Source organism: Sorangium sp. So ce394 (assembly GCF_051474665.1).
In the GTDB taxonomy this organism is placed as follows: Bacteria; Myxococcota_A; Polyangia; order Polyangiales; family Polyangiaceae; genus Sorangium; species Sorangium cellulosum_D.
In genome coordinates, this window is record NZ_CP150339.1 from 5286793 (window position 1) to 5310514 (window position 23722).

A 23722-nucleotide genomic window follows, 5' to 3' on the forward strand; every position below is an offset into this window, starting at 1 on the left:
GCGTTGGGGTCGCGCCAGCCGCGGCGCGACGGTCGCGGCGAGTGTAGAGGGCGCCGGCGCGTCGAGCCAGCGCCTCTGGCCGGCGCACCGCGATGCGCCGTGATGCGCGCAAACCAGGGCCCGCCGCCGCGAGCCAGGGCGCGACCCGCTGCTCACGGGTGAGCGCTACCCGCCAGAGCGGGAGGCGACCGCGCTCTTCGGCAGGAGGAGGACCAGCATGAACGGCCGGTGGCCATCGCGCTCTTCCCCGGTGAAGCGCACCAGCGCGTCGCCGCCGCGCGCCCGGAGGCGCTCGCGCACGATGTCGAGCCCGACGCCTCGACCGGCGACTCGACCGATCGTCTCTGCGGTCGAGACGCCGGAGAGGAAGATCTGGTCGGCCAGGGCCTCATCCGGCAGAGGAGGATCGCCCCCCCGCCGGCGCAGCTTCTCGAGCGGAAGCCCGCGGCCGTCGTCGGAGATCTGCAGCTCGAGCGCGCTCGGTCCGCTCCGCGCGCGAACATGGATGCGGCCCTGCGCCGGTTTGCCGGCGAGCGCTCGCGCGTCGGGCGTCTCGATGCCGTGATAGAGGGAGTTGCGAAAGCACTGGACCAGGATGTCCTTCACGAGCCCCGTCCAGTCGCCGGCCAGCTGCGCCTCGGCGTGCTCCGTCAGCACCGCGGGCGGGGGCCTGCCGAGCTCGGCGGCCAAGCTCGGCAACATCTCGCGCGTCTCGTCGACGACGCGCGCCACCGACGTCGGGTCGAGCCGCGCGAGGGCTCGACGCAGCTTGCGCGCCAGCTCCTGCGCGTCGGTGGAATCTGCCGTCGCGACCAGGCCCCGGATGTCTTGAAGGACACTCTCGCTCCGCTCGTCCGGCCTCTTGAGCGCGGCCGTCAGCTTCTCCTGGCAAACCGACTCGTACTCGGCGACCGCTCGCTCGACGGCGTCCAGGCGCTCCAGCAGCGCGTGCCTCTCGATCGGCTGCCCTGGCGCTCGGCGCAGCGCCTGATAGGCGCTCTCCGCGGAGTGCAGGGAGTCCACCAGGTGCGTGAAGCCGTGCAGGCGAGCGTTGCCCTTCAGCGTGTGGAGGTTGCGCAAGGCGGCGTCGCAGCGCCGCTCGGACAGCTCGGCGTCCGGCCCGAGCGCCGCGCGATTCTCGGCCAGCAGCGCGCGGCAGTCGGCGCAGAACGCGCGCGTGGCGTCGACCCCGCGATCGAGCGCCTGCACGATGATGTCGACCTCGCGCTCCTTGTTGCGCGCCGTCTGCTTCAGGCTGCGCAGCAAGGTCACGTCGCGAACCGTGACCAGCATGCGCTCCACGTGATCTGACTCCGACGCGATGAAGCTCCAGGAGATCTCGAGGAACTGGGGCTTGCCGCCGGGGCCCGTGCGCTCCACCTCGCGGATCAGGTGGTCGACGTTCAGCGCCGCCAGCCACTGTTCTTGATCGAAGGCGCAGCACAGCGCCGCCTCCGCCGCGCTCCGCGCGTCCGGGCGCACGCTCGAGCCGTCGAACAACAGCGCGAGGCAGTCTCGACCGACCAGATCGGTATCGCCGAGGATCTCCGTCAATCGTCGAGAGTATCCCGGCTCGACGCGCCGGCTCCGGTCGATGGTGAAGACGCCATCGTCCAGGTTGTCGAGCATCGACGCGATCTGGCGGTTCTTGAGCGCCAGCTCCTCGGTGCGCTGGGCCACGCGTCGCTCCAGCTCCTCGTAGAGCTGCGCGTTGTAGATCGAGATCGCCGCCTGGCTGGCGATCACCTGCAGCGCGGCCAAGCGCTCGCGCGTGAAGACATACGGGCTGACGTTGTTCTCCACGTACAGCGCGCCCAGGACGTCTCCCTTGCGCATGATGGGAGCACACAGCACCGAGCGTACCCCCCGCCTTCGAATCTGCGGGTCCTCCAGGAAGGCGCCGGCCTTCGACGCGTCGTCCAGCGTGACGGCCTCTCCCGTGTGCAGCACGTAGCTGACGACGCTCGGGCACAGGAACTCGGCCTCCGAGTACGCAACGCGCCGCGGGAGGCTCGCGATCGGGCGCTCCACGTGGGCGCGCGCCTCCACGTAATACGTGCGATCGGCGTCGTCTCGCAGGACGAGGCAGCCGTGCTCTGCCCCGGCGTTCTCGATCAACGTGGCCATCAGCGCGGCGAACAGCCGCTCGGGCTCGACCTCGACGAAGATGCTCTGGGTCGCCTTGAGCAGGGACGCGCCGTCGAAGCCCAGGCCGGCCGCCGCCGCGCCGCGCGGCGTCGCGATCTCTCCCAGGACGACATCCGCGAGCAAAGCGGGGTGCTCGCGCGCGAGCGATTCGAGCTTCGCCGTCGCGCCCCAGTCGTTGTAGAGCCTGTAAGCCGCCTCCAGGCACGTCCTCGCGTGGAGGGGCTCGTCCAGCGACAGCCACATCTCTGCCTGGTGCTCGTGGACGAGCGCCCGCAGGTGGATGAACCCGTCCCCGGCCGTCCGGATCGCGTCGCGGTGGCGGGCGAGCACGACGTGCAGCGGCTGCCCCGTCAGGCGCGCGTGCTCGGCGGCGAGGAAATGATATTTGTGGGCGAAGTTCTCCGCGCACAGGCGGGACCAGACCTCGAGTTGCTTCAGGTTCTCCTCGACGACCGCGAGCTGCGCCTCCCGCGTCTCCGGGCCTCCTTCGCGGCACGCCCGCGCCGCCAGCAGCCCTTCGAAGAGCCTGTAATCGGGGAGCGAGAACTGCCCCGCCGAGATGATCAAGAACTCCCGGGTGAACTCCATCCACTGCCGCGCCGAGGCGAAGTCGCCGAGGATGAAGCTCGTCATCATCTGGGCTTGCCCGTAGGCGTAGCAGTACTGGGTGCTCTTCTCGGCGGCCATCACGGCCGTCGCCTCGCGGTCGGCCGCGGCCACGGCCTCCCTCTCCGACTCGCGCGCCATCAGCCGAGCGACGGCTCGCTCGACGACCAGCGCGTTGACCAGCTGGCCCGCCGCCGAGATGTGCGTCAAATACCGCCGCAGCTCCGCGACCTGCTCGCGGCACGCCCGCAGCCGCGCGCCGACCAGGAATGAGCGCTGGGCGCGATCGTTCTTGGCGTAGGCGACGTGCTGCAGGTCGCCCAGCATGAGCCCGCTCTTCTCCCCCCGGTCGTAAACCGCGAACAGATCTCGGTACGTCTCCTTCCAGTGCGCGAGAAAGGCCGCGAACACGAAGCACACGCCCGATTCGACCGGGGTCGGCGAGAAGCGCTTCAAGAGCTCGAAGGCAGCGAGGCCCATGCGATAGGCAGCATCGTAGTCGCCCAGCACCGCGAGGAGGATGATGCCGCAGTCGGCGAAGTTCTTGCACGAGACCGCGTCGACGCCGCGGCTCAGCGCCAGGTCGAACATGATGAGCTCCGCCAGGAAGAACAGGGGCGGATACGTCTGAAACGCCGGAGGGATCACCTGCGCCAGCAATTCGAGGGCCAGGCGCGACTCGGGGTCCTCCGCCCTCGGGAGGGCCGGCAGGCCCTCGATCGTCACGCGCGAGAGGTGCGCTTGCAGCTTGCCGATACCCTCCCCGATGCCCTGGTTGATCTCGTCGGGCGCCTCCGGCAAGCGCACGCCGAGCTCGGCCAGCGCCGCGCGCACCTGGACCACGGCGTCCTGCATTCGCCCGCCGTGCTCGAGGATCCGGGTCTTCAAGACATGAACGCGGCCGCGCGCCAGGCGGTCGGGGGCGAGCCCGAGCGCCTCCTCGCAGAGCGCGTCGACGCGCGGATCCGCCAGGACGAAGGCCGTCTCGGCGCGCGCGAAGATCGCTCGAAAGGCCAGCTCCGGTGGACGTTCGCGCTCGCAGCCGGCCAGGAGCTCGACGGCGATCTCCGCGTGGGTCCCCGCGATGCTCCACGCGCCGCTCTGGAGCGCCTGGTCGCTCGCGGTCAAGTTGAGCTCCACGAGGTCGAGGCGCTCTCCTCGGTCATGGATCGCGCCGCGAGCGGCGTTCAAGTGACGGAGCACCTCGAAGATCCGACCCGGCGCGCGATCGCCCCGCAGGCGCTCGCGCAGGACCCGCCCGATGGACGCGTCGAGCGCCACGCGCTCCGCGTCGCTGGCGCGCGAGAGCGCCGCCTGCCGCACGCGCGAGTGCTCGAAGGCGTACGAAGCGGGCTCGTGACCCCGGACAGGCTCCGGCCGCTCCGCTCGAGCTTCGGCCGAGACCTCGGACACGAGGCGATGGGCCAGCGCCTCCCGGACGAGCTCGAGGCAGGCCGCGACCGGCTTGTCCACGGCCTCGGACAGGGTTTGCAGATCGAAGCGCATCCCGAAGCACGCCGCGGCGGACAGGAGCCTCGCCGCGTCGGGGCCGAGGTTCTCGAGGCGCTCCGCCATCAGCGCGCCGACGTTGTCGCAGGCGGGGTGCGCCTCCGCGCGCCGCGCGTCGGCCGACCACCGGCCGCGCTCGACCTCCAGGCGCAGGGCGCCCTGTCGATGCAACGAGACGAGCAGCTGGCCGATGAAGAACGGGTTGCCGTCGGTCTTGCGCTTCACGATCTCCGCGAGCCCACGGACCTCCGCGACGGGCGCGCGCATCGAGCGCGCCACGATCTCCGCCACCGCGTCGGACGACAGCGGCCCGAGCGGCAATGTCAGCACGACCTCCTTCGTCCGGCGCGACGCGTTCCGCAGGTTCAGGAGCGTCGGTACGTCGCCGACGTCGCCGCCGCGGAACGCGGCCAGCACCATCACGTGGCTCGAGTCGGGGTTCGTCAGGAGGGCAGACAGCAGCTCGGCGGAGGCGGCGTCGAGCCACTGAGCGTCGTCGAGCACGAAGACGAGGGGGCGCTCCGGCGTGGCGAAGACACGGATGAAGGAGAGGAAGACGTGCTTGAGCCGGCGCTGCGCCTCGAGGGGATTCAACGCCACGACGGACGTGGAGGCGCCGGTGACGCAGGAGAGCGCCGGCACGAGCTCGGTCAGGAGACCTGCGTTGTGCCCCAGGGCCGCGGTCACGCGCTTCCGCAGCTCGGTCAGCTCGGCTTCGGAGAGCGACAGCAGGTCCCCCGCCAGGCCTCGCAGCACGTGCGCCAGACCCGACAGCGGCACGGCCTCGCCCCGCTCTTCGAACGCCGTCGACAAAAGGCGCGCCGGCTCTCCGCCGTGCCGCCTCAGGAACTCCGCGAGCACGGCGGACTTTCCGGCCCCCGCCGCCCCCGGCATGAGCACGAGCAGCCTCTTCCCGGAGCGCGCGCCGTCGAGGGCGCCTCCCAGCGCCGACAGCTCGGCGTCGCGCCCCTGGACGTCTCGACTGACCACGAATTCGGTGGAGACGTCGCTCGCCCCCAAGACGAGGGCAGGGAAGGCCCGCGTCCGCCGGAAGCTCTCGCACAGCGTGGTCAGGTCGCTCAGCAGCCCGTGGTCGCTCTGGTAGCGCTCGTCAGGATCCTTCGCGAGCAGCCTGGACACGAGCTGCGCGAGGACGGGCGGCACGTGGGGCGACAGCTCCGTGACGAGCGGCGCGCGCTTGGACGCGTGCGCGTGCGCCCAGCCGATGGCGTCGCTCGCCGCGAACGGCAGCTGGCCCGTCAGCATCTGGAAGAGCGTGACGCCCAGAGAATAATAGTCTGCACGGTGATCGGGGCGACGATTGAGGCGCCCCGTCCGCTCTGGCGCGACGTGGGCGAGCGAGGTCGCGAATTCGAAGGCGGCGCCGCCCGCCGCGCCCTCGGAGACCGCCAGGAGATCAGCGAACTCGACACGCAGCGTCGCGAGGTTGACCAGGAAGCTGCCATGGCTCACGTCCTCGTGCAGCCACCCCTGCTCGTGCAAGCCATGCAGCGAGCGAGCCATGCCGAGCGCGAGCTCCAGGCACGTTCCGACGTCCAACCCTTCCGCGGGGATCGCGAGCGGCGCGCCCCCGAAGTCCTCCACGATCAGCGACGGCTCGCCGTCCACCTCGCACACGTCGCCGTCGATCGTCAGCGCGCCGATTCGACGCCATTTCTGCAGCTCGAGCTCCAGGACCCGACGCGGCTGCGCGACCGCGCGTCGGAGCGAGTGCAGCAGCACGCTCGCGCCGGAGGTCGCGTGGCGCGCGCGCCGCCAGATGCTCCGCGGCAATACGGCCACGGTCTCCGTGACCTGATAAGCGTCCTGACCGAGGTGCGCTTGGCTGTGTCGGTTCATTGAATCGGATTCCCGTTCGCTTTCGTCGGCCGGCGCTGGCTCTGTCGTGTGGGCGAGAGCGGCGCTCCTCCTGACGGCGTGAAGGAACCACGGCGCTCCGCGCCCCCCGGGCGAGGAGCCGCTCACGCCTCGCACCCCTACGCCGCCCCCGCTCTCCTCCTGGCACGCACGTGCCGACCCTGGCGCCTCCCGCAGGAACAGAACATCGAAACGCCTCGGAAACGTCAAGCGTCAACTGCGGAATCCGCCCCGGCTGGCGGGAGCTCGCCCAGAGCGGCCCGGCATCGGTCCCACCTGGGTCGGAATCGGGTCCAACCATCGATGCGCCCCGGGCGCCGCGCGCGCGGATCCGCGGCCCAAATTCACACCATCACTGGACGAACCGCATTCTCCGTCTATCCTTGATGGGTGCGCTCGGGGGAGCTCTTGGGGGGGCGCTTCCGCGTCGAGGCGCTCGCGGAGATCGGGGGCATGGGCGCGGTCTACCGCGCCTGTGACGTGACCACCGGAGCGCGGGTCGCCGCGAAGGTGCTGCACGATCCGTCGCCGCACCACGTCGCGCGCTTCGCGCGGGAGGCGGAGCTCCTCGCCCGCCTCGCACACCCGGGGATCGTCCGGTACATCGCCTACGACGCCGCGCGCGAGGGCACGCCGTTCCTGGTCATGGAGTGGCTGGAGGGAGAGGACCTCTCCCGCCTCCTCGCGCGGCGGCGCCTGACGGTCGCCGAGACGGTGGAGCTCGGGGCGCGCGTCGCCGCGGCCCTGGGCGCCGCCCACGCGCTGGGGGTCGTCCACCGCGATCTCAAGCCGGCCAACATCTTCCTCGTCGGCGGCCGGATCGACGAGCCCAAGCTGCTCGATTTCGGGATCGCCCGCTTCCCGGGCATGGCCCCGATCACCGGCGCCGGGGTGCTCGTCGGAACGCCCGAATACATGGCCCCGGAACAGGCGCGCAGCGGCGATGAGGTCGGCGCGCCCGCCGACATCTTCTCGCTCGGCTGCGTGCTCTTCGAGTGCCTCACCGGCGCCCCGCCGTTCCAGGCAGATCACCTGATCGCCCTCCTCGCCAGGATCATCTTCGACGAGCCCCCGCGCCTGTCGGAGCGCTGCCCCGACGCGCCCCCGTGGCTCGACGCGCTGCTCTCGCACATGCTCGAGAAGGATCCGGCGCGGCGCCCGCGCGACGGGGCCGCGGTCCAGGCCGCGCTCGCGGCCGAGGAGGTCCACGGCGGGTCGATCCCGGCGCCGCCGAGCTCCGCGCTCACCACCAGCGAGCGCCGCTTCCACGGCGTCGCGGTGGTGGGCCGCGCGAGAGCGTCCGCGCTCGACGCCACCCTCTCGGCCTGCGAGGCGGGCGCGGACGCCGGCGCGCTCCGGGAGGTCGCCGCCCACTTCGAGGGGCGCCTGGAGCTGCTCGCCGACGGCACCGCGGTGCTCATCGTCGGCCGGCCGCACGTGCCCACCGACCTCGCCGCGCAGCTCGCGCGCTGCGCCCTGGCCCTGCGCGAGCGCGTCCCCGATCGCCCGATCGCGATCACCGTCGGCTGGGGCGAGCTCGGGCGCGGCCTGCCGGTCGGCGACGCCATCCAGCGCGCCGCCGGGCTGCTCCGGAGCGCGGACGGCGCGGGCGCGCCGCCGATCCTCCTCGACAAGACCACCGCCGGGCTGCTCGAGGCCCGCTTCGAGGCCGCCATCGCCGCGTCCGGCGCCCTCGAGCTCCGCGGCGAGCGCAGCGCCGCCGAGCCGTGGCGCCCGCTCCTCGGCAGGCCCACGCCCTGCGTCGGCCGCGATCACGAGCTCCGCCTGCTCGAGCAGACCTTCGCCGCCTGCGCCGGCGAGCCCGCCGCCCGGGCGGTGCTCGTCATCGGCGCCGCGGGCATGGGCAAGTCCCGCCTCCTCCAGGAGCACCTCGCCGCCCTCCGCCGCGCCGGCGCGCCCGCGGAGATCTGGGCGGGGCTCGGGGATCCGCTCCGCGCGCGATCCACCGGCGGCCTGCTCGCGGAGGCGATCCGCGGCGCGGCGGGGATCAAGGGCGGCGAGCCCCTCGAGGAGCGGCGCGCGCTCCTCCGGGCCCGCGTCGCCCGCCGCGTGATCGAGGCGGATCGGCGCCGGATCGAGGAGTTCCTCGGCGAGCTCGCCGGCGTGCCGTTCCCCGACGAGGACAGCCTCCCGCTCCGCGCCGCCCGGCAGGACCCCGAGCTGCTCGGCGAGCAGATGCAGCGCGCGCTCCGCGATTTCCTGCGCGCCGAGTGCGCGGCCCAGCCGGTGGTGCTCGCGCTGGAGGACGTGCACTGGGCCGATCGCGCCTCCGTCGCGGCCATCGACGCGGTGCTGCGCGAGCTCGCGGACCAGCCGCTCGTCGTGCTCGCCACGGCGCGCCCCGAGGTCAAGCAAGCGTACCCCGATCTCTGGGCCGAGCGCGGGCGCCAGGAGCTCTGGCTCAGGCAGCTCCCGCCGAGGGCGTGCGCGCAGCTCGCGCGGGAGGCGCTGGGCGATGGGGCCGACGGCGCCCTCATCGATCGTCTGGTCACCCAGTCCGAGGGCCAGCCGTTCTTCCTCGAGGAGCTGATCCGCGCGACGGCGGAGGGCCGGGGCGACGCGCTGCCCGAGACGGTGGTGGCGATGGTGCAGGTCCGGCTGGAGGCGCTCGCGCCCCCCGCGCGCCGGATCCTGCGCGCCGCCAGCGTGCTCGGCGAGGTGTTCTGGCGAGGGGCCGTCGCGCACCTGCTCGGGGGCGACGAGGCCGATCCGCTCGCGGAGCACCTCTCCGCGCTCGTCGCCGGGGAGCTCTGCGTCCGCCACCGCGAGGGTCGCTTCCCCGGCGAGGAGGAGTACGCCTTCCGCCAGGCGCTCCTGCGCGAGGGCGCTTACGCGCAGCTCACCGAGGACGACCGAGCGCTCGGCCACCGCCTCGCCGCCGACTGGCTCGAGGCCGCGGGCGAGGCCGATCCGCTGGTGCTCGCGGCGCACTGCGAGCGCGGCGGCCTGACCGCCCGCGCGGCGTCGCTCCTCGCCCGCGGCGCCGAGCTCGCGGCCGCGCGCCGGGCCTACCTCGACGCCGAGGGCTGCTACGGGCGCGTCGAGGCGCTGCTCGGCGCGCTGCTCCCCGAGGAGCGCCGCGCGCGGGGCCTCGCTCGCTTCCGGCTCGGGCGCCACACCGAGGCCCTCGCCGACCTCGCCGCGGCGCGCGAGGCGGCGGCCGCAGCGTCGGAGCCGGGGGCGGAGATCGAGCTCCTCCTCGACGAGGCCATGATCCTCGACTGGACGGGCGAGTACCGGGCGGCGAGCGAGCGGGTCGCGGCCGCCGAGCGCCTCGCCGACCGGGCGGCCTCGCCCCTGCTCGGCGCCCGGCTGCTCCTCGGCGTGGGCCGCTCGCTCCACCGCGCCGACCGCGAGGACGAGGCCGCCGCGGTGCTGACGCGCGCCGCGGCGCAGGCGGCGCGGCTCGGGGACGAGGGCCACGAGACGCACATCATCGCGCGGCTGCTGCTCGGCTTCATCCTGGCCAGCCTCGGCCGCGTGGAGGAGGCGGCGCGGGACCTCGACGCGGTGATCCAGAGCTGCGAGGAGCGCAGCGATCTCATGCACCTCGGCGCCGCGCTCAACAACCGCGGGCTCGCGCGGGCCCTGGAGGGCGACCGCGCCGGGACGATCGCCGACTTCGAGCGCACCATCGCGCTCGGGCGCGACCTCGGCCAGCCCGCGTTCGAGCTCGTCGGCCGCTACAACCTCGCCGAGTACCTGTACCTGATGGACGATCTCGCGGCCGCGCGGCCCCATGCGCGCGCCGTCCAGGCGATAGCGCCCCGCTGCGGCGATCGCCACGCGCCGGTCGTCGTGGCGCTCCTGATCGCGCGCCTGCGCCTCTACCAGGGCGACGAGGCGGGCGCTCGCCGGATCGCCCGGCGGCTCCGCGCGGCGCGCGACGACGCCGGCTGCGAGGCGCTGAAGCCTTCGGAGGACGTGCTCTGCGCGATGATCGAGCTCGCGACCCGCGACGACGACCGCGCCGCGTGGGCCGCGCTCGAGGAGCGCTCCGCGCGCTGCTCGGTCGGGCAGGAGCGGATCGAGGTGATCGAGGCGCGGGCGCTCGCCGCCCTGCGCCGCGGCCGGCGCGCCGACGCCCGGGCGCAGCTCGAGCGCGCCCTCGCGGCCGCCGCCACCATTCCGACCGTCATGGGCGGGCGACTCCGGCGCTGGTACGCGGCGCTGACGAGGGCGACGGAGGCGGACGCGACTGACATCGATCTCGCCGCCGCCGAAGCGACTTTCACCGGCGCGACGGCGCGGGAAAAAGTAGAATATTGAACCCATCCAGCGAATCGATGGGAGCCCGCGCGCGCCGCGCGCAGGGCGCCGTCGGATCATGCGCCAGGAACACGGGGGAATCCATGTCTCTCAAGCGGACATTCATCGTGCTTGGTTGGGCAGGGGTGCTGTCGGGCTGCGTCGCCGAGGTAGGGGACACCGATGCGTGGGACGAGCCTGTGGGGGAATCCCAGGGCGCCCTCTTGGGCGGCAACGCGCTCAGCACCAACGCCCTGAACCTCAACGCCTTGAACCTCAACGCCCTGAACCTCAACGCCTTGAACCTCAACGGCCTCAGCGCGCGGAACCTCGCCGCGATCCAGGATCCCGGGCCGAGCGGCGCGCTGGCGCGCGAGTTCGTGCGCTATGCGACGAGCTGCGCCCTGAGCAGCTCGGCGTCTTTCAATTTTTCGTGGACCGACTCCAGCGGCACCAGGCACGATGAGCGCTACCCCGGGTTGCTCGGCGTCGCGCGCGCGTGGGCGACCGGGCCGCTCGACGAGGCCGGGCAGCGCATGGTCTCCAGCTGCGTGGCGGCGCGCGTGAACTACTATCAAGTACCGGTGCTCCTGTCCGCCCGCTCGCTGCGGGATCCGCTGAAGACGCTCTCCTCCAGCCAGGAGCTCATCGATTATCCGGACATCGAGGGGGCCTTCTGGGGCAACCTGTTCGCCGCGCAACCGTACCTCAACGCCTGTTACAACAGCGCGACGGTCGACAACTCGCGCGCGTACCAGCGCGACTGCGCCGCGGGCCACCTGACGTCCGGGGGGAGCATCGCGGAGTGCGGGGTGATCCGCATCGTCGGGTCCTGCGACCGGGTCTGCCAGAACATCAACGGGGCGGGCCAGTACTACCCGTCCTGCGTCGATCGCCCCGGCCAGAGCACGGCGACCACGAAGGACGTGATCACCACCGCCTTGCCCTGACGCCATCGAGAGCCTGGCGCGCTTCGCGGAGCGCGGAGCGCGGAGCGCGGCGCTCGCGGAGGTCTTCGACGATCGTCCGGAGATCTCGCACGACGTCCAGCCATGCTCCGTCGCGGTTGCTCCAGCTCCCTACAGGGGCTCCCTCGAGCACGAGCACGACAGCGCGGTTGCCTCGTGATGGGTCCGCTGCGTTGCCCGCGCGACGCGTCCGTTTCAAATTTCCGCGGTCCGGGATCATGAAACCGCTTCGCCTCGAAAGGATCGGTCGGCGCTTGAGGCGAAGCGAAGAACGAACGCCGCCGATGATGAAAAAATCCAGCGTCAAGGTCTTCTCCTCGTGTCGTCCTACAAGCCGAATCCTGGACGCCATGCGCCCAAGATGCGATAAGCTGGGCCCCGGCGCTGAGCTCTTTGCGGGCGAGGTTCGCCGCGCCGGCATCGCGACGCCGGCCTACCACTTCCGCCATTCTCTTCAGATCGCGCCCCGGCGCGACGAGGTAACGACCATGACCGAGATGAACCGCACGACCCGAGGCACACCCAGGTTCCTGCTCCTCCCAATTCTCTGCATCATTGCTGCGTCCGGTTGTGGCGAGTCCGGCGCGGGCGGTGAGGACGACAACACCGGAGGGGCCGGCTCGGGGACCGGCGGCGCCACGACGGGCAGCACGAGCGCGGGGACTGGAGGCGGCGCCACGACGGGCAGCACGAGCGCGGGGACCGGGGGCGACGCGACAGGCAGCGCGAGCGCTGGGACTGGAGGTGACGCCACGGGAGGGACGGCGTCGGTCAGCAGCGGGGCAGGCACCGGCGGCGCGCCGAGCGCAAATCCGACGTTCCACATCTTCATGCTCATGGGCCAGTCGAATATGGCTGGCGTCGCCGACAAGCAGGACAGCGACAAGAATTCTGACGAGCGGCTCAAGGTCCTCGGCGGATGCAATCAGCCGGCCGGACAGTGGAACCTGGCCAATCCGCCGCTCAGCGATTGCCCTGGCGAAAAAGGATGGAACCTGTCGACCTCCGTCGACCCGGGCATCTGGTTCGGCAAGACCCTGCTCGGAAAGCTGCCTGAGGGGGATACGATCGGGCTGGTCGCCACCGCTGAGAGCGGCGAGTCGATCAACACGTTCATCTCTGGCGGCTCGCATCACCAGATGATCTTGAACAAGATCGCCAAAGCGAAGACGGCCGAGAACGCGCGCTTCGCGGGCATCATCTTCCACCAGGGTGAGTCCGACAACGGCCAGAGCTCATGGCCCGGCAAGGTCGTTCAGCTCTATAACGAGGTGAAGGCGGCCTGGGGGGTCGACTACGACGTTCCCTTCATTCTCGGAGAGCTCCCCGCGGGCGGATGTTGCAGCGGTCACAACAACCTCGTGCACCAGGCGGCCGACATGTTGCCTATGGGATACTGGATCAGCCAGCAGGGGACGAACGTCATGGATCAGTACCACTTCGATCATGCGTCCGTCGTTATCATGGGCACGCGTTATGGGGAGAAGATGATCGAAGCTCTGAAGTGGTGACAGAGCGGCCCGCGGCGGGGGCCGCGCGACCGAGGCCGCTCGGATCCCCTGGATTCGAGCGGCCTTTGATGCTGTCGGCCGCGGGGATCGCGGGATATTGGCCTCGGAGCGATTCCCATGAAGGCGGGAAGGCGGGAAGATCATTGATCTTTTCTTCCCGCCTTCCCGCCTTCTCGTTCAAATCCGGCCACCACCCGGAGCTACACGGCCATCTGCGAGCCCGCTAGGGCCGCCGAGCCAAGGATCGGCGCCCCGGGTCCGGCTCCTCGGCGACCCGCGGGCAGCGACCCATGGAGGAGCGCGGTGGATGCAGCGGCACCGGCGCTACCGTGGGGACGAGCGCCTCGTCCGCGCTTCGCCCGCCGGGCAGCGGGGTGACATTCCCGCGAAACCGAGCGGCAGGCTCATCGTAGGTGCAGGGTGAAGACGCCGCGAGCCGGTGCGGCGTCGACCTCCCCCGTGCTCGGGTCTCGTCCACGGCCCTGGCGCGAAGCCGGTGAACCGCGTCGAGCTCCACGCCGGAGCCGCGTTCGGCAGAACAACCCTCGTCGATTGGAGAAGAACATGCTGCAAGGCCATCGCAATGCGTTTGCGTCCATGAGCCCGCTCGAGAATGTCTCGGTGCACCGCACGACGCGGGGCCCTGAACGACATGTGCGGTTTCGCTCTTCGCTCGGTCCGCTGCTCCTCGCAGCGCTGGGCGCCGCGCTGACCGTCTCCGCCGCGCCGAGGTCTGCCGAGGCGAGCGTCTTCGACAGCGCGAGTCGCTGGCCTGAGGACGCTGACGGCTATGTCCGGATCCCGGTCTGCATCGACCCCACGAGCTCGGCGGAGCAGAGGGCCGACGGCGCCGCGGGCGGGCTGATCCATGCGCCCAACCCCTCGCTCGCGGATGTCATCACGCGCGTGCGCACCGCGCTCCAGGGCAGCTGGGAGCGCTGGAGCTCGGTTCGCTTCACCGGCTGGGAGAGCTGCGATTCGCTCCTGCCGGCCACGCGCATGACCTACGTCGGCGTCAGGATCCACCCCGACGCCCCCAACCAGTCGGACTCGATCGGCGTCTACAACAAGGGCGGCTTGGTCCAGTTCAAGCCCTGGGGCGCCGACTTCAACCGTTGCATCAAGTACAACTGGCAGACAGCCCGCGTCGAGTACAGCTTCGACTGCGTGGAGCAGTACGCGATCCACGAGATGGGTCATGCGATCGGCTTCATGCACGAGTGGCATCACCCGTTGGTCCCCAGCGGCTGCAGCCAACGACAGCCGCTGCCCGCGAGCGACGTCGCCAGCGGGTGGCCCTCGAGCCGCCGGTACATCGTCGTGAACCCTGGCTTCTACGACTACGACTCCATCATGACCTACTGGGGTGGGTGTTCGGATCAGGACGGCGTGCGCTTCGGGAGCGAGAGCCTCGACGCGGTGGACATCCAGGCGGTCGCCACGGTGTATCCGCCCGTCGCCGGGGCGCCCGATGTGTGCAATCCCGGCTGGTTCGCAGGAAAACGCTGGTTCTGCGCGGCTCAGCCGACCGTCTCGGTGGGGAACTCGTGCTCGTCGGGGTGGGTGGAGTGCCTCCCGCACTGCAACCCGCGTCCTTTCCAGGGCGAGTGGTGGACCTGCCCGACGAACCCCTCTACGGTCACCGGCCAGAGCTGCGCCGCCCCGTGGGAGCTCTGCGGCTACTGACGACGGACCGCCGCTCGGAGAGCATCGATCGATGCCCCGAGCGGCGCAGCCCGGCGTGGCGCGCTCGTAGCGGTCTACCGCGCCGGCGGCGGCGAGCCGTCGAGATCGGCCATCTTGCCCTCTCGCTCCAGCCGCCAGATGTCCTCGTCGGTCACGAAGTCCTGCGCGAGGAGCTCCCGCGCCCGCTTGATCTTGGCGAGGAGGACCGGCTCCGTGACCGGGATGTTCGACTGCTTGGTCGGCGCCGGCGGCGGCCGCATCAGCGAGAACGTCCCGCGCGCCGGGTACCCCTCCGCCGTCTTCCCCTCGAGGAAGTACGTGATCGTGAAGACATCCGGTTCGCCTCGCGTGTCGAGCTTCACCGCCACGTCGACGCCCTGACCCGGCGGGATCTCGGCCAGGCCGAGCGAGGCCTGCTCGTGCGGTGAGCTGTTCGCCGCGTGGATGTAGTGCCGCACCGCCGTGACCGTATCGATCCGGACCGGCGCGTCGCGGTGATGCCAGAGGCGGAAGGACTGCCGCACCACGCCGTCGCCGCCCTGCCTGGGAAAGCGGGGCGTCGGCGTCGCCAGGACGGTCACGACCCCTCGCTCGGCGAAGTTCTGAAAGATCATGTTCGGGATCTGGAGCAGGGCGCGGCCGGTGAGCTTCTCCCCCGCATCGCCGCGGACCTCCACCCGGAGCAGAAACTCGGAGACGAGCGAGGTTTGCGGGCGGCGCTCGTAGCTGTGGGTCACGAACGGAGCCGCCGTCTCCTCCGATTCCCCGTCGTCGAACACCCAGGTATAGCGCGCGGGCTTGAACGGCCTCGCGTCGGGGTCGTCCTTGGCCCCGACGTCGACGATCCGCGCCGCGAGCTCGACCTCATCGGCCGTGTTGGGCAGCAGCCTGTGGGTGATGGCGACGAGCCGCTCCGGCTTGCAAGCTTTGACCGTGTATCTCGGGACCTCGATCTGACGCATCACGTTGTTCCGCCCGAACACGGAGATGACGGGCATCTCGTACGAACCGTCCGCGTCCGGCCAGATGCGGAGCGGCACCCGCGACCCCGCGTGCCCGCCGATGACGCCGTGGAGGTAGTCGTCGGTCCCGTTCGTCGTGTGGGCGCGCACGGTGATGAGGTTCTCCTCGCCGGCGCACACCTCCGACTTCTCGACCTCGACCCCGTCGATGAGGGGCGCCGGATCGCCCGCGGGCGGCTTCGCGCTCGCCGCGGCCGCGCTCGCCGCGCGCTTCGCGGCGGGCGGGGCCTCGGGCGCGCTCGCCTTCCGCGCCGACCGAACGGGCTCGGGAGCGCCGGGCGCGCGGAGATGCCAGATCGAGAGCCCCACCGCGGCGGCGAGCACCGCCGCGCCGACCCACCGCGCCTTGGACCGATGCGCACCGACCTTGGTCGTCATGGCCTGAGCTCCTCACGTCATCGTGCTCGAACGCGCGTCAGTACCAGCACCCGTAGACGTTGCCTCCAGAGTTCCACTGGACGTTGTGCCCGATATCGGCGGACCAGACCGTCGCGCCGGGCTGCGTCCCCCAGACGTGCCCGCTCCAGCCGCCGATGCGGTCGGGGCTGATCGACACGGCGACGGTGCTCGGCGTGTCGCGGACGCCTCTCCACAAGCTGCCGCTGCTGGTGTCGCAGGCGTGCGACGCCATGCAGTTCGCCACCTGATTGGCGGCCTTCCCGCAGATGTCCGTGGTGAGGCAGGCGATCGAGGTGCCGATCGAGCCCCAGAACCCCAGGCTGCTCTCGCAGCTGTCCCTCACCCCGGCGTACAGGGCGTTGGCCGCGTTGGCGAGCTTCTCGTGGCCGTACGTGTACGGGGGGATGGCGCCCTGGCCGTCGACGTAGTGCGCGTACGCCAGGAAGGAAGAGCAGACCATGCCGTTGTTCCACGCCGGCCCGCCGGTCGGCGTGCCCTCGGTGGTGCGGTACTGGTACAGCGAGTAGCGCACCCGGGCTCCACGGATGTTCGGTCGATCGATCTCGACCCCCTCGTCGACGATCGAGTGATCGGCGTAGTAGGCCACCTCCCACCAGATGGCGTCGCCGATCGAGGCGGCCTTCTTGCCGTCGCCGACCTGATACGTCAGCGAGGCCGGCCCGCTCCCGCCGCTCCCGTAGAGGAAGCGGTAGATCCCGCCCTGGTTGACCTGCGACAGCCCAGGATAGCCCTCGATCAGGTCGCTGGGCGTGACGGGCGTGCTGCACACCGCAGGCCAGGAGTTCTCGGTCGGCTGCTTCATCGTGGCGTGCGTCACCCACTTCCCGGGGCCGTGCGACAGCATGGAGTGCGTCCTGATCTCGCCGACCGCGTTCAGGAGGTCCCCGATCAGCCCGGAGCCGACGCTGAACACGGCCGCGCCGCTCGGCGCGTTCCAGCCGGCGCTGGAGTACCCGCACGCCTGCTCGGCGGCGGCAGCGGCGGAGACGAAGCACGACGACGCGACGACGAGCGGTATGACGATCGCTGAATTCACGGGCGCACCTCCGATCGACAGCATGGCCACGGGGACACGAGACAGTGACGCGGGCGCATGGAGCGTTGGACGGACCGGCGCGAACGTCGCGAGCGGCCTGACGCGAGGAGCGCTCGCTCAAGATAGAACCGAAAGGATTGGACCCCGAGACCGGCGGCGCACGCGCGGCTCCCCACCCCAGGAAGAGGATGGGGTCTCAAGAAACAGCGAGCAAGCGGAAAATCGAGGTGTGATTGCCCTCTGTCGCCGGTTCGAGCGCCGCCGAGCGCTCAGCTCTCGGACGCGCAGGACGGATGAGCGATGCCCTTGTGTCGCCCGGCGGGCGCTGGCGGGGCCGGCTCCCCGTGGGATGGCGTGCGCGGCGCGGCCGTCAGGCGCCGAGGAGGCGCACCCCGCAAGCGAGCACCAGTGGACCGAAGGCGGCGAGCATCATGGCGCCGATCGCGAAGCAGCCGAATCGCCGGCCCTTGGCGCTAGGGACCGCGCCCGCCGAGAGGAGGCCCGCCGCGGCCGGCGGCTCCGGTGGCTTTTTTTTTAAGGTCGGCACCCGCGTCCACCGCGACGGCGCCGCCTCGCCGTCGCCCAGCGCCACCGGCGGCGTCGCCTTGACGATCGCCATCGCGCGCGCGGCCCGGCTCTCCTCGTGGCTCCGCTTCCAGGCGCGGATCGCCGCCTCGGGGAGCCCGAACACCTCGCCGGAGCCGTACGTCCCCGCGAGCCCGTCGAGCACGCGAAGGTGCCAGTCGACGGGGACCGCTTCGGGCAACGCCGCGGCCGCCTCGGGCGGGACCGGCGGGAACCAGGCCGCGAAGTGCTGGACCTGCCGTCCGGTCCAGTCCCTCCGCGCCGGATCGAGGAACCTCACCGCCACGTAGGGATAGGCGCGCGGCGCCCTCTGCCCGCGCTCGTCGACCTCGAGCAGGCCATAGCGGAGCTCCCCGGCGCCAGCGTCGGCGTCGCCGAGCATCGCCTCGAGCGTCGAGAGCCAGGCGGGCAGCGCCGGGATCTCGGGGACACAGATGAACTCGTAATCCCAGTGCTCGCCGCGCGTCCTCCAGAGGAGGCGCGATGTCTCGACGAGGGGCGCGGGCGCGGGCATGACGACCTCACTGGTTCTGGTGGTAGGCGCGGGCGCCCTCGTCGTCGCGCAGGGCCGCGACCATCGCGGTCAGGACCGCGGTGAAGGTGTCGCCCTTCCGGATCGCGTCCTCGCGCGTCTTCTTGAGCCGGTCGAGCCGGGTGGTCGCGAAGTCCTTGATCGAGATGAACCGCAGGATCTTGCTCACGATCTGGTATCGCTTCGGCAGGAAGTCGTCGAGGGAGTCGACGAACTGCACGAGATCGCGCAGGCCCTGGAAGAACGTCTCTCCGGCCGACTTCTCCTTTCTCGCCGCCTGCGCCTCGCGCACCGCGCCCTCGACCGTGCTCACCAGGATCGCGGGGGCGAGGGTGCGCACGCCGAGCGAGGTCCTCGGATCGACCGCTGCGCCGGCCGGGGCGGCGACCGACGAGAGCAGCATGAAGCGGTGCCCGAACGCGTGCTCGGCGCGGAGCACCGAGCAGAGCTTCGCGAGCTGATCGTCGGCGTCCCGGCAGACCTCGCGCTCGAAGTCCCGCGCGCCGTAGTCCGGCGGGAAGAGATCGGCCTTGCTGAGGGCGAGGATCCACTCCCGCGGGAAGCTCACCTCGTCGCCCGTGGCGGCGCTGGCCCGGCGCAGCCGGTCGCACTCGTCGGCGAAGTGCTCGAACAGCCACCGGATGTACCCGGTGCCCTCGGCCCGGTACTTCGCGCCGTCCGCGAGGAGGATGCCCACCTGGCTCATCCCGAGCCGGAGGAGGCCCTGGCGCATCGCCTCCCGCTCGTCCGCGTCGACCGGCTCGTCCTCCCACCAGCGTCCCGGGTAGTCGTACCAGTGGATGCGGACCGCCGGCTCGGGCAGATCTCTCGGGAAGAAGTCGAACTCGTACTCGTCGAAGCGCGTGCTGCCGTCCGGGAATCTGCCCTCCTCGAGGCGATAGAACCGACCGAGGAGCTGGTTGCCCTGCGCCTTGTTGACCGCCTGGATCTTGTACGCGTACTCCTGCTGGAACGAGGGCTGGGTCTGCGCCCGGTAGAAGGCTGCCAGGAGGACCGTCTTGCCGGCGCCGGAGGCGCCGAACAGGGCGACGTGCAGATCGAGGGGCGGCATGACGGATGCGTACGGGAGCGCGGGTCCTGGCACAAGCGCCGGCGCGCGCGACGTCGACGGGCTCGCGCGATCCCGCGCGGCGCAGCCGGCCGAGCGCGACGAGGTAGCGGCTGAGCCCGCCGCCCGGCCGCTCGCGACGGGCGCTCGGGCGGCCCGCGATTCAGGGGCTCTCGGCCATCCTCTTCCGGAGGCTGAGCGGGCGCATGTCCGTCCAGACCTCCTGGATGTACGCGAGACACTCCGCCTTGTTGCCCGTCTTGCCGGCCTCTGTCCAGCCGAGCGGGTTCTCTCGGTCCGCCGGCCAGATGGAGTATTGCTCCTCGTGGTTCACCACCACCTTGTAGATCGTCGCGTCGTCATCCGCCTGCATGGCTCGCTCCTCCTTGGTTCAGCTGGATACCGCGGCACCCGAGCCCACGCTCGACCGTCGAGCGCGCGGCCTCGACAAGAGGGCCGAGCCTAGCATACACTGCGGCGCGCCCGCTACCGGCGCTCGGCTCGGTGTTCCACGAGAGGCCGTCGTCGCCTGCTCGCGCCGAACGGGTCAAGTGCACGGATTGCATCGAGCGCATCGATGACGTCGATGATGTCGAGTGCGTTCACGGTTTCATTCGAGTCGCCAGCGCCAGCCACGTCAGCCACGTCAGCCACGTCAGCCACATCAGCCACATCGGTGGTGTCAGTTGCGTCCGTTGCGTCAGTTGCCTGAGTTGCGTCCGCCCTATCAGCCGCATCGGTGTTTAAGTTAGTTAGGCCAACTAACTTCAATGGTTTCTCGCCGCGCTCGGCGTCATGGCGGTTCGCTTCCCGTTCGACGTCTCGCAATCGGGGCACCGCCCTTTCGGCTCGCCCTGGCAGCTCTGTGCCGCTGGCGGCGGGGAAATCCTGCTGGAAGGAGCGGGGTACGAGCACGAATCGGACGACTTGCGCGGTTGCCATTCAAGCCATACGTCGTCGAGGTAGCGGTACGTCGGGAGCGAACACGCCCGGCGCAGGGGGGGCGCGGCATCCGGCCGCTCGCCCCGGTGCCGAACAAAAGAGCTTGACACGCGTGAACGCTCCACGGTTTCCTAGCAGCCTCGACAATGCACGCGTAAGCATCGATCGCGTGCAACTCGGCGCGACGGCTCTTCGTGGAATCGCACCTGGTCGATTCTACGCCGAAGCGCGACGCGCTCGGCTGCGGGGGCAGGTCGAGGACGGGGGGGCGGCGCTGGATGATTGAGTCCTGTTGCGACTGAGACGGAACCATTCCCGCGCGCGCTCGGACCGCTGCGACGCGAGAGCGATGCTTGACGTGAACCACCCAATCCACCGTCCGTCTGAGACGGAGAAGAGAGCACGAGCATGAGGGAGCCCAGCTCGACACCGAACTGGCGCAATTTCGGGTCCAACCTGCCGGCCGGCAGCGATTCCGTGCCGCCGGGGGAAGGCTTTCCGATCAAGAAGATCTTGGCGCTCAACCTCGGCAAGTGGAAGGACACCGCCGGACTGCAAATCGCGCAGACGCTTCACCTGTTCGCGTACGGGTACAGGCGCTATCGCGAGGGGAAGTTCATCCTCAGGGCCACGTCCGACCTCGGGCTGGGCGCCATCTTCGAGTCCATCGACAACTGGGAGAGCTTCGATCAGTTCGAGGAGTTCTTCAAGCCGTGGACCTTCATCCGCAAGCCCTCCGTCGCGACGCGGTGGGCCGAGGACGCCGAGTTCGGGCGGCAGCGCCTCGTGGGGATCAACCCGGCGCACATCCGCCGCGCGACCCCGGCCGATCTCGCCGATTTCCTGAGCGGCGCCGAGCCCAAGCCGGTGACGATCGCCGACGGTCGCACGCTGGAGGCGGTGCGCGAGAGCGGGCAGCTCTACTTCCTCGACTACCGCATCTTCAAGGACATCGTCGACACCGACGTGCAGGAAGAGCTGGGCAAGTACCCGCTGGCGCCGACGTGCATGCTGCACCAGACCGCGGCCGGCGAGCTCTTGCCCGTGGCCATCCGGCTCGTGGACTCGCGCGCCGAGAAGGGGGCGCACCCCGACAAGATCTTCACCCCTTCGGGCCCGTCGGACGACTGGCTCACGGCGAAGATCGCCGTCGCGAGCGCCGACGCCATCTTCCAAGGCCAGGTGACCCACCTGCTCTACGCGCACCTCGTCGTGGAGCCGTTCGCGGTGAGCACCTACCGCAACCTGCCCGCGACGCATCCGCTCCATCAGCTCCTCAGGCCGCACTTTTTCAACACCCTGGCCATCAACGAGCTGGCTCGCCGGCGCTTCCTCGGGCGAGGGCGCTTCTTCGACATCACGAGCTCGGTGGCCAACATGGGCTCGTTCGAGCTCTTGACGCGCGCCTACACCGGCAAGGGCATCAAGGGCTACCGCGGCAAGCCCTACCGGTTCTACGAGAGCGCGCTCCCCCACGACCTGGCGGCGCGCGACGTCCGCGACCTTGTCGGCTACCACTACCGCGACGACGCGCTCCTGCACTGGGACGCGATCCAGGAGTACGTCGGACAGGTCCTGAAGATCGCCTACCCGACGCCGGGGTCTCTGGCGAGCGATGCCAGCCTGCAAGCGTGGATGAAGGAGCTCGTGTCTCCCGAGCTCGGCGGCATGGATAGCCTGCTCCCGCCGGACAGAGAGAAACAGCTCGCGAAGCTCACGAGCCTCGACGACCTGATCGCGATCGCCACCAACGTCATCTTCACGGCGACCGCGTACCACGCCGCCGTCAACTTCGGGCAAACGGACTATTACACCTGGATCCCGAACGCTCAGTTTGCCACCTACCGCTCCTTCGGCGATGTCCTGAACGGGAGCGAGAAGCGGCAGTTCAAGCCGCTGGAGCGCCTCCCGGGGCGCGCGCAGAGCATCCGCCAGATGGTGCTCAGCCGCTCGCTCAGCATGGGCCCGCCGCTGACCAGCGAGAGCCTCATGACGATGAAGTGCCTGTTGCAAGATCCCGCGGCGAAGCAGGCGTTCGCCCGCTACCGCGAGCGCCTGGCGCACATCGAGCGGGAGATCACCGAGCGCAACCGCACCCGCGAGCAGCCGTACCTGTACCTGCTCCCGTCGATGGTCCCCCAGAGCGTCGCGATCTGATCGGCACGCGAGAAAGGAATTCGCCTCATGAGCATTCACATCGAAGAAGACGGGCGAGCGGACGCTGCCAAGGCGCCGCCCTTCGACTACCTGCAGGCCCTCCACAGCGCGCTGTCGAACGAGAACGATCCGGTCAAGCGGAAGCAGATCGAGGCCGGCATGGTCTTCAAGTGGCTGAGGGAGGAGCCGCTCCCGTTCCTCAGCCAGCTGCGGCGCGAGAAGCCCATCTTCTCCATCCCGGCCATCACGCTCGTGACCCGGTACAACGACGTCGTCGAGGTCCTCAACGCCAACGACGTCTTCTCGGTCGACAACATCGCGCCCAAGCTCGTCGAGAACGTGGGTCAGAACATCCTGGCGATGAACGACTCGCCCAAGTACGAGCACGAGAAGTCGCTCCTGCGCCTCGCGTTCCCGCGCGCCGATCTGCCCCGCTACCGTCAGATCGTCGTGGAGGAGGCGAACCGGCTGCTCGCCAAGGTCGGCGTCGACAAGCCGTTCGACCTCACCGGCGACTACGCGCTCAGGGTGCCAGCCGGCGCGATGGCCCGGTACCTCGGCGTCGGCGAGATCCCGACGGAGAAGGTGGTGGCGTGGACCCACGCGCTGTTCCACGAGATCTTCCTCAACCCGACCAACGACCCGGCGGCCGTGGCGGCGGCGAGGGCCGCTCGCCACGAGGCGCTGCCGCTGATCGACGCGATCGTCGCCGCGCGGAAGAAGCAGCTGGCGAAGTCGCCCCCGCCAGAGCAACCGTCGGTGCTGGACCGCTACCTGCTCATGCAGGCGGTCCCCGAGACCTACGAGAGCGACGAGGGGATCCGCGACGTGATCCTGGGGCTGCTCATGGGCTGCGTGGATCTCAGCGGCGGCGCGATCGTCAACGCCCTTGTCGAGCTGATGAAGCGCCCGCGCGTCCTGCGCGACGCGCTCAACGTGGTGAACGTCGAGGACGACGCCGCCATCACCGGCTATGTGCTGGAGGCGCTGCGCTTCCGCCCCCCGTCGACCGGCGTCACCAGCCTCTGCGTGCGCGACTACACGGTCGGGCGTGGCACGCGGCACGAGGAGAAGATCCCCGCCGGCGCGCTGGTGATGGCCTGCAGCGCCTCGGCGATGCATGACCACGAGCACATCGACGCCCCGGACCAGTTCAGGCCGGGGCGCCTGCCGAGCAAGAACTACCTGTTCTGGGAGTCAGGGATCCACACGTGCCACGGCAAGTACGTGGCCATCCTGCACATCTCGCTCGCCGTCAAACAGCTGCTGCGGGCCGGCGTCCCCAGCGCGATCGACCCCATGCCGCGCGTCCACGGGTACCCTGCGCCGTTCCGCGTGCGCCTGACCGCCGCCGAGGGCTGACCCGCTCCTCAGCGTGGAGCGG

The 23722-nt window shown here is 70.7% G+C and carries 13 protein-coding genes; 6 read left to right on the forward strand and 7 right to left on the reverse strand.

Annotated elements, in window-relative coordinates; all coding sequences use genetic code 11:
- Positions 1-165: 165 nt before the first annotated feature.
- On the reverse strand, positions 166-6123 hold the full coding sequence (locus WMF33_RS19435; protein WP_437338535.1) for an AAA family ATPase: 5958 nt from the start codon (positions 6121-6123) through the stop codon (positions 166-168).
- Positions 6124-6531: 408 nt separating this feature from the next.
- Between WMF33_RS19435 and WMF33_RS19440 the strand changes: the two genes are divergently transcribed.
- The 4 genes from WMF33_RS19440 (at position 6532) to WMF33_RS19455 (ending at position 14575) form a co-directional block, all read left to right on the forward strand.
- Entirely contained in the window at positions 6532-10431 is a 3900-nt protein-coding gene (locus WMF33_RS19440) for a serine/threonine-protein kinase (protein ID WP_437338536.1), read from the forward strand.
- Positions 10432-10514: 83 nt separating this feature from the next.
- Entirely contained in the window at positions 10515-11360 is an 846-nt protein-coding gene (locus WMF33_RS19445; protein ID WP_437338537.1) for a hypothetical protein, read from the forward strand.
- A gap of 272 nt (positions 11361-11632) precedes the next feature.
- Positions 11633-12889 carry a sialate O-acetylesterase gene (locus WMF33_RS19450; protein ID WP_437338538.1) on the forward strand — a complete coding sequence of 419 codons (1257 nt, stop codon included), beginning with the start codon at positions 11633-11635 and terminating at the stop codon, positions 12887-12889.
- Between the two features lie 597 nt (positions 12890-13486).
- On the forward strand, positions 13487-14575 hold the full coding sequence (locus WMF33_RS19455; RefSeq protein ID WP_437338539.1) for a hypothetical protein: 1089 nt from the start codon (positions 13487-13489) through the stop codon (positions 14573-14575).
- A gap of 74 nt (positions 14576-14649) precedes the next feature.
- On the opposite strand, the gene WMF33_RS19460 is transcribed toward WMF33_RS19455, so the two are convergent.
- The 6 genes from WMF33_RS19460 to WMF33_RS19485 form a co-directional block, all read right to left on the reverse strand.
- Positions 14650-15975 carry a hypothetical protein gene (locus WMF33_RS19460; RefSeq protein WP_437338540.1) on the reverse strand — a complete coding sequence of 442 codons (1326 nt, stop codon included), beginning with the start codon at positions 15973-15975 and terminating at the stop codon, positions 14650-14652.
- Positions 15976-16012: 37 nt separating this feature from the next.
- A complete protein-coding gene (locus tag WMF33_RS19465) occupies positions 16013-17053 on the reverse strand; it encodes a hypothetical protein (RefSeq protein WP_437338541.1) in 1041 nt (346 codons plus the stop codon).
- 370 nt (positions 17054-17423) lie between these two features.
- Positions 17424-18152, reverse strand: coding sequence for a hypothetical protein (locus WMF33_RS19470; RefSeq protein WP_437338542.1), 729 nt, complete (start codon positions 18150-18152; stop codon positions 17424-17426).
- A 7-nt stretch (positions 18153-18159) separates the two neighbouring features.
- On the reverse strand, positions 18160-19242 hold the full coding sequence (locus tag WMF33_RS19475) for a hypothetical protein (RefSeq protein WP_437338543.1): 1083 nt from the start codon (positions 19240-19242) through the stop codon (positions 18160-18162).
- Between the two features lie 160 nt (positions 19243-19402).
- Entirely contained in the window at positions 19403-19612 is a 210-nt protein-coding gene (locus WMF33_RS19480) for an MbtH family protein (RefSeq protein WP_437320793.1), read from the reverse strand.
- Between the two features lie 113 nt (positions 19613-19725).
- The gene (locus WMF33_RS19485; RefSeq protein WP_437338544.1) at positions 19726-20067 is read right to left on the reverse strand and encodes a hypothetical protein; all 342 of its coding nucleotides are present in this window, start codon (positions 20065-20067) and stop codon (positions 19726-19728) included.
- 522 nt (positions 20068-20589) lie between these two features.
- Between WMF33_RS19485 and WMF33_RS19490 the strand changes: the two genes are divergently transcribed.
- The gene (locus WMF33_RS19490; RefSeq protein WP_437338545.1) at positions 20590-22338 is read left to right on the forward strand and encodes a lipoxygenase family protein; all 1749 of its coding nucleotides are present in this window, start codon (positions 20590-20592) and stop codon (positions 22336-22338) included.
- 27 nt (positions 22339-22365) lie between these two features.
- Positions 22366-23700 carry a cytochrome P450 gene (locus WMF33_RS19495; protein WP_437338546.1) on the forward strand — a complete coding sequence of 445 codons (1335 nt, stop codon included), beginning with the start codon at positions 22366-22368 and terminating at the stop codon, positions 23698-23700.
- The last annotated feature ends 22 nt before the right edge of the window (positions 23701-23722 follow it).

What these genes read in the sequence shown, in the direction of transcription:
- WMF33_RS19490 (WP_437338545.1), top strand. Translation starts at nt 20,590, where the DNA reads ATGAGGGAGCCCAGCTCGACACCGAACTGGCGCAATTTCGGGTCCAAC.
- WMF33_RS19455 (WP_437338539.1), top strand. Translation starts at nt 13,487, where the DNA reads ATGAGCCCGCTCGAGAATGTCTCGGTGCACCGCACGACGCGGGGCCCT.
- WMF33_RS19435 (WP_437338535.1), bottom strand. Translation starts at nt 6,123, where the DNA reads ATGAACCGACACAGCCAAGCGCACCTCGGTCAGGACGCTTATCAGGTC.
- WMF33_RS19460 (WP_437338540.1), bottom strand. Translation starts at nt 15,975, where the DNA reads ATGACGACCAAGGTCGGTGCGCATCGGTCCAAGGCGCGGTGGGTCGGC.
- WMF33_RS19445 (WP_437338537.1), top strand. Translation starts at nt 10,515, where the DNA reads ATGTCTCTCAAGCGGACATTCATCGTGCTTGGTTGGGCAGGGGTGCTG.
- WMF33_RS19495 (WP_437338546.1), top strand. Translation starts at nt 22,366, where the DNA reads ATGAGCATTCACATCGAAGAAGACGGGCGAGCGGACGCTGCCAAGGCG.
- WMF33_RS19475 (WP_437338543.1), bottom strand. Translation starts at nt 19,242, where the DNA reads ATGCCGCCCCTCGATCTGCACGTCGCCCTGTTCGGCGCCTCCGGCGCC.
- WMF33_RS19470 (WP_437338542.1), bottom strand. Translation starts at nt 18,152, where the DNA reads ATGCCCGCGCCCGCGCCCCTCGTCGAGACATCGCGCCTCCTCTGGAGG.
- WMF33_RS19480 (WP_437320793.1), bottom strand. Translation starts at nt 19,612, where the DNA reads ATGCAGGCGGATGACGACGCGACGATCTACAAGGTGGTGGTGAACCAC.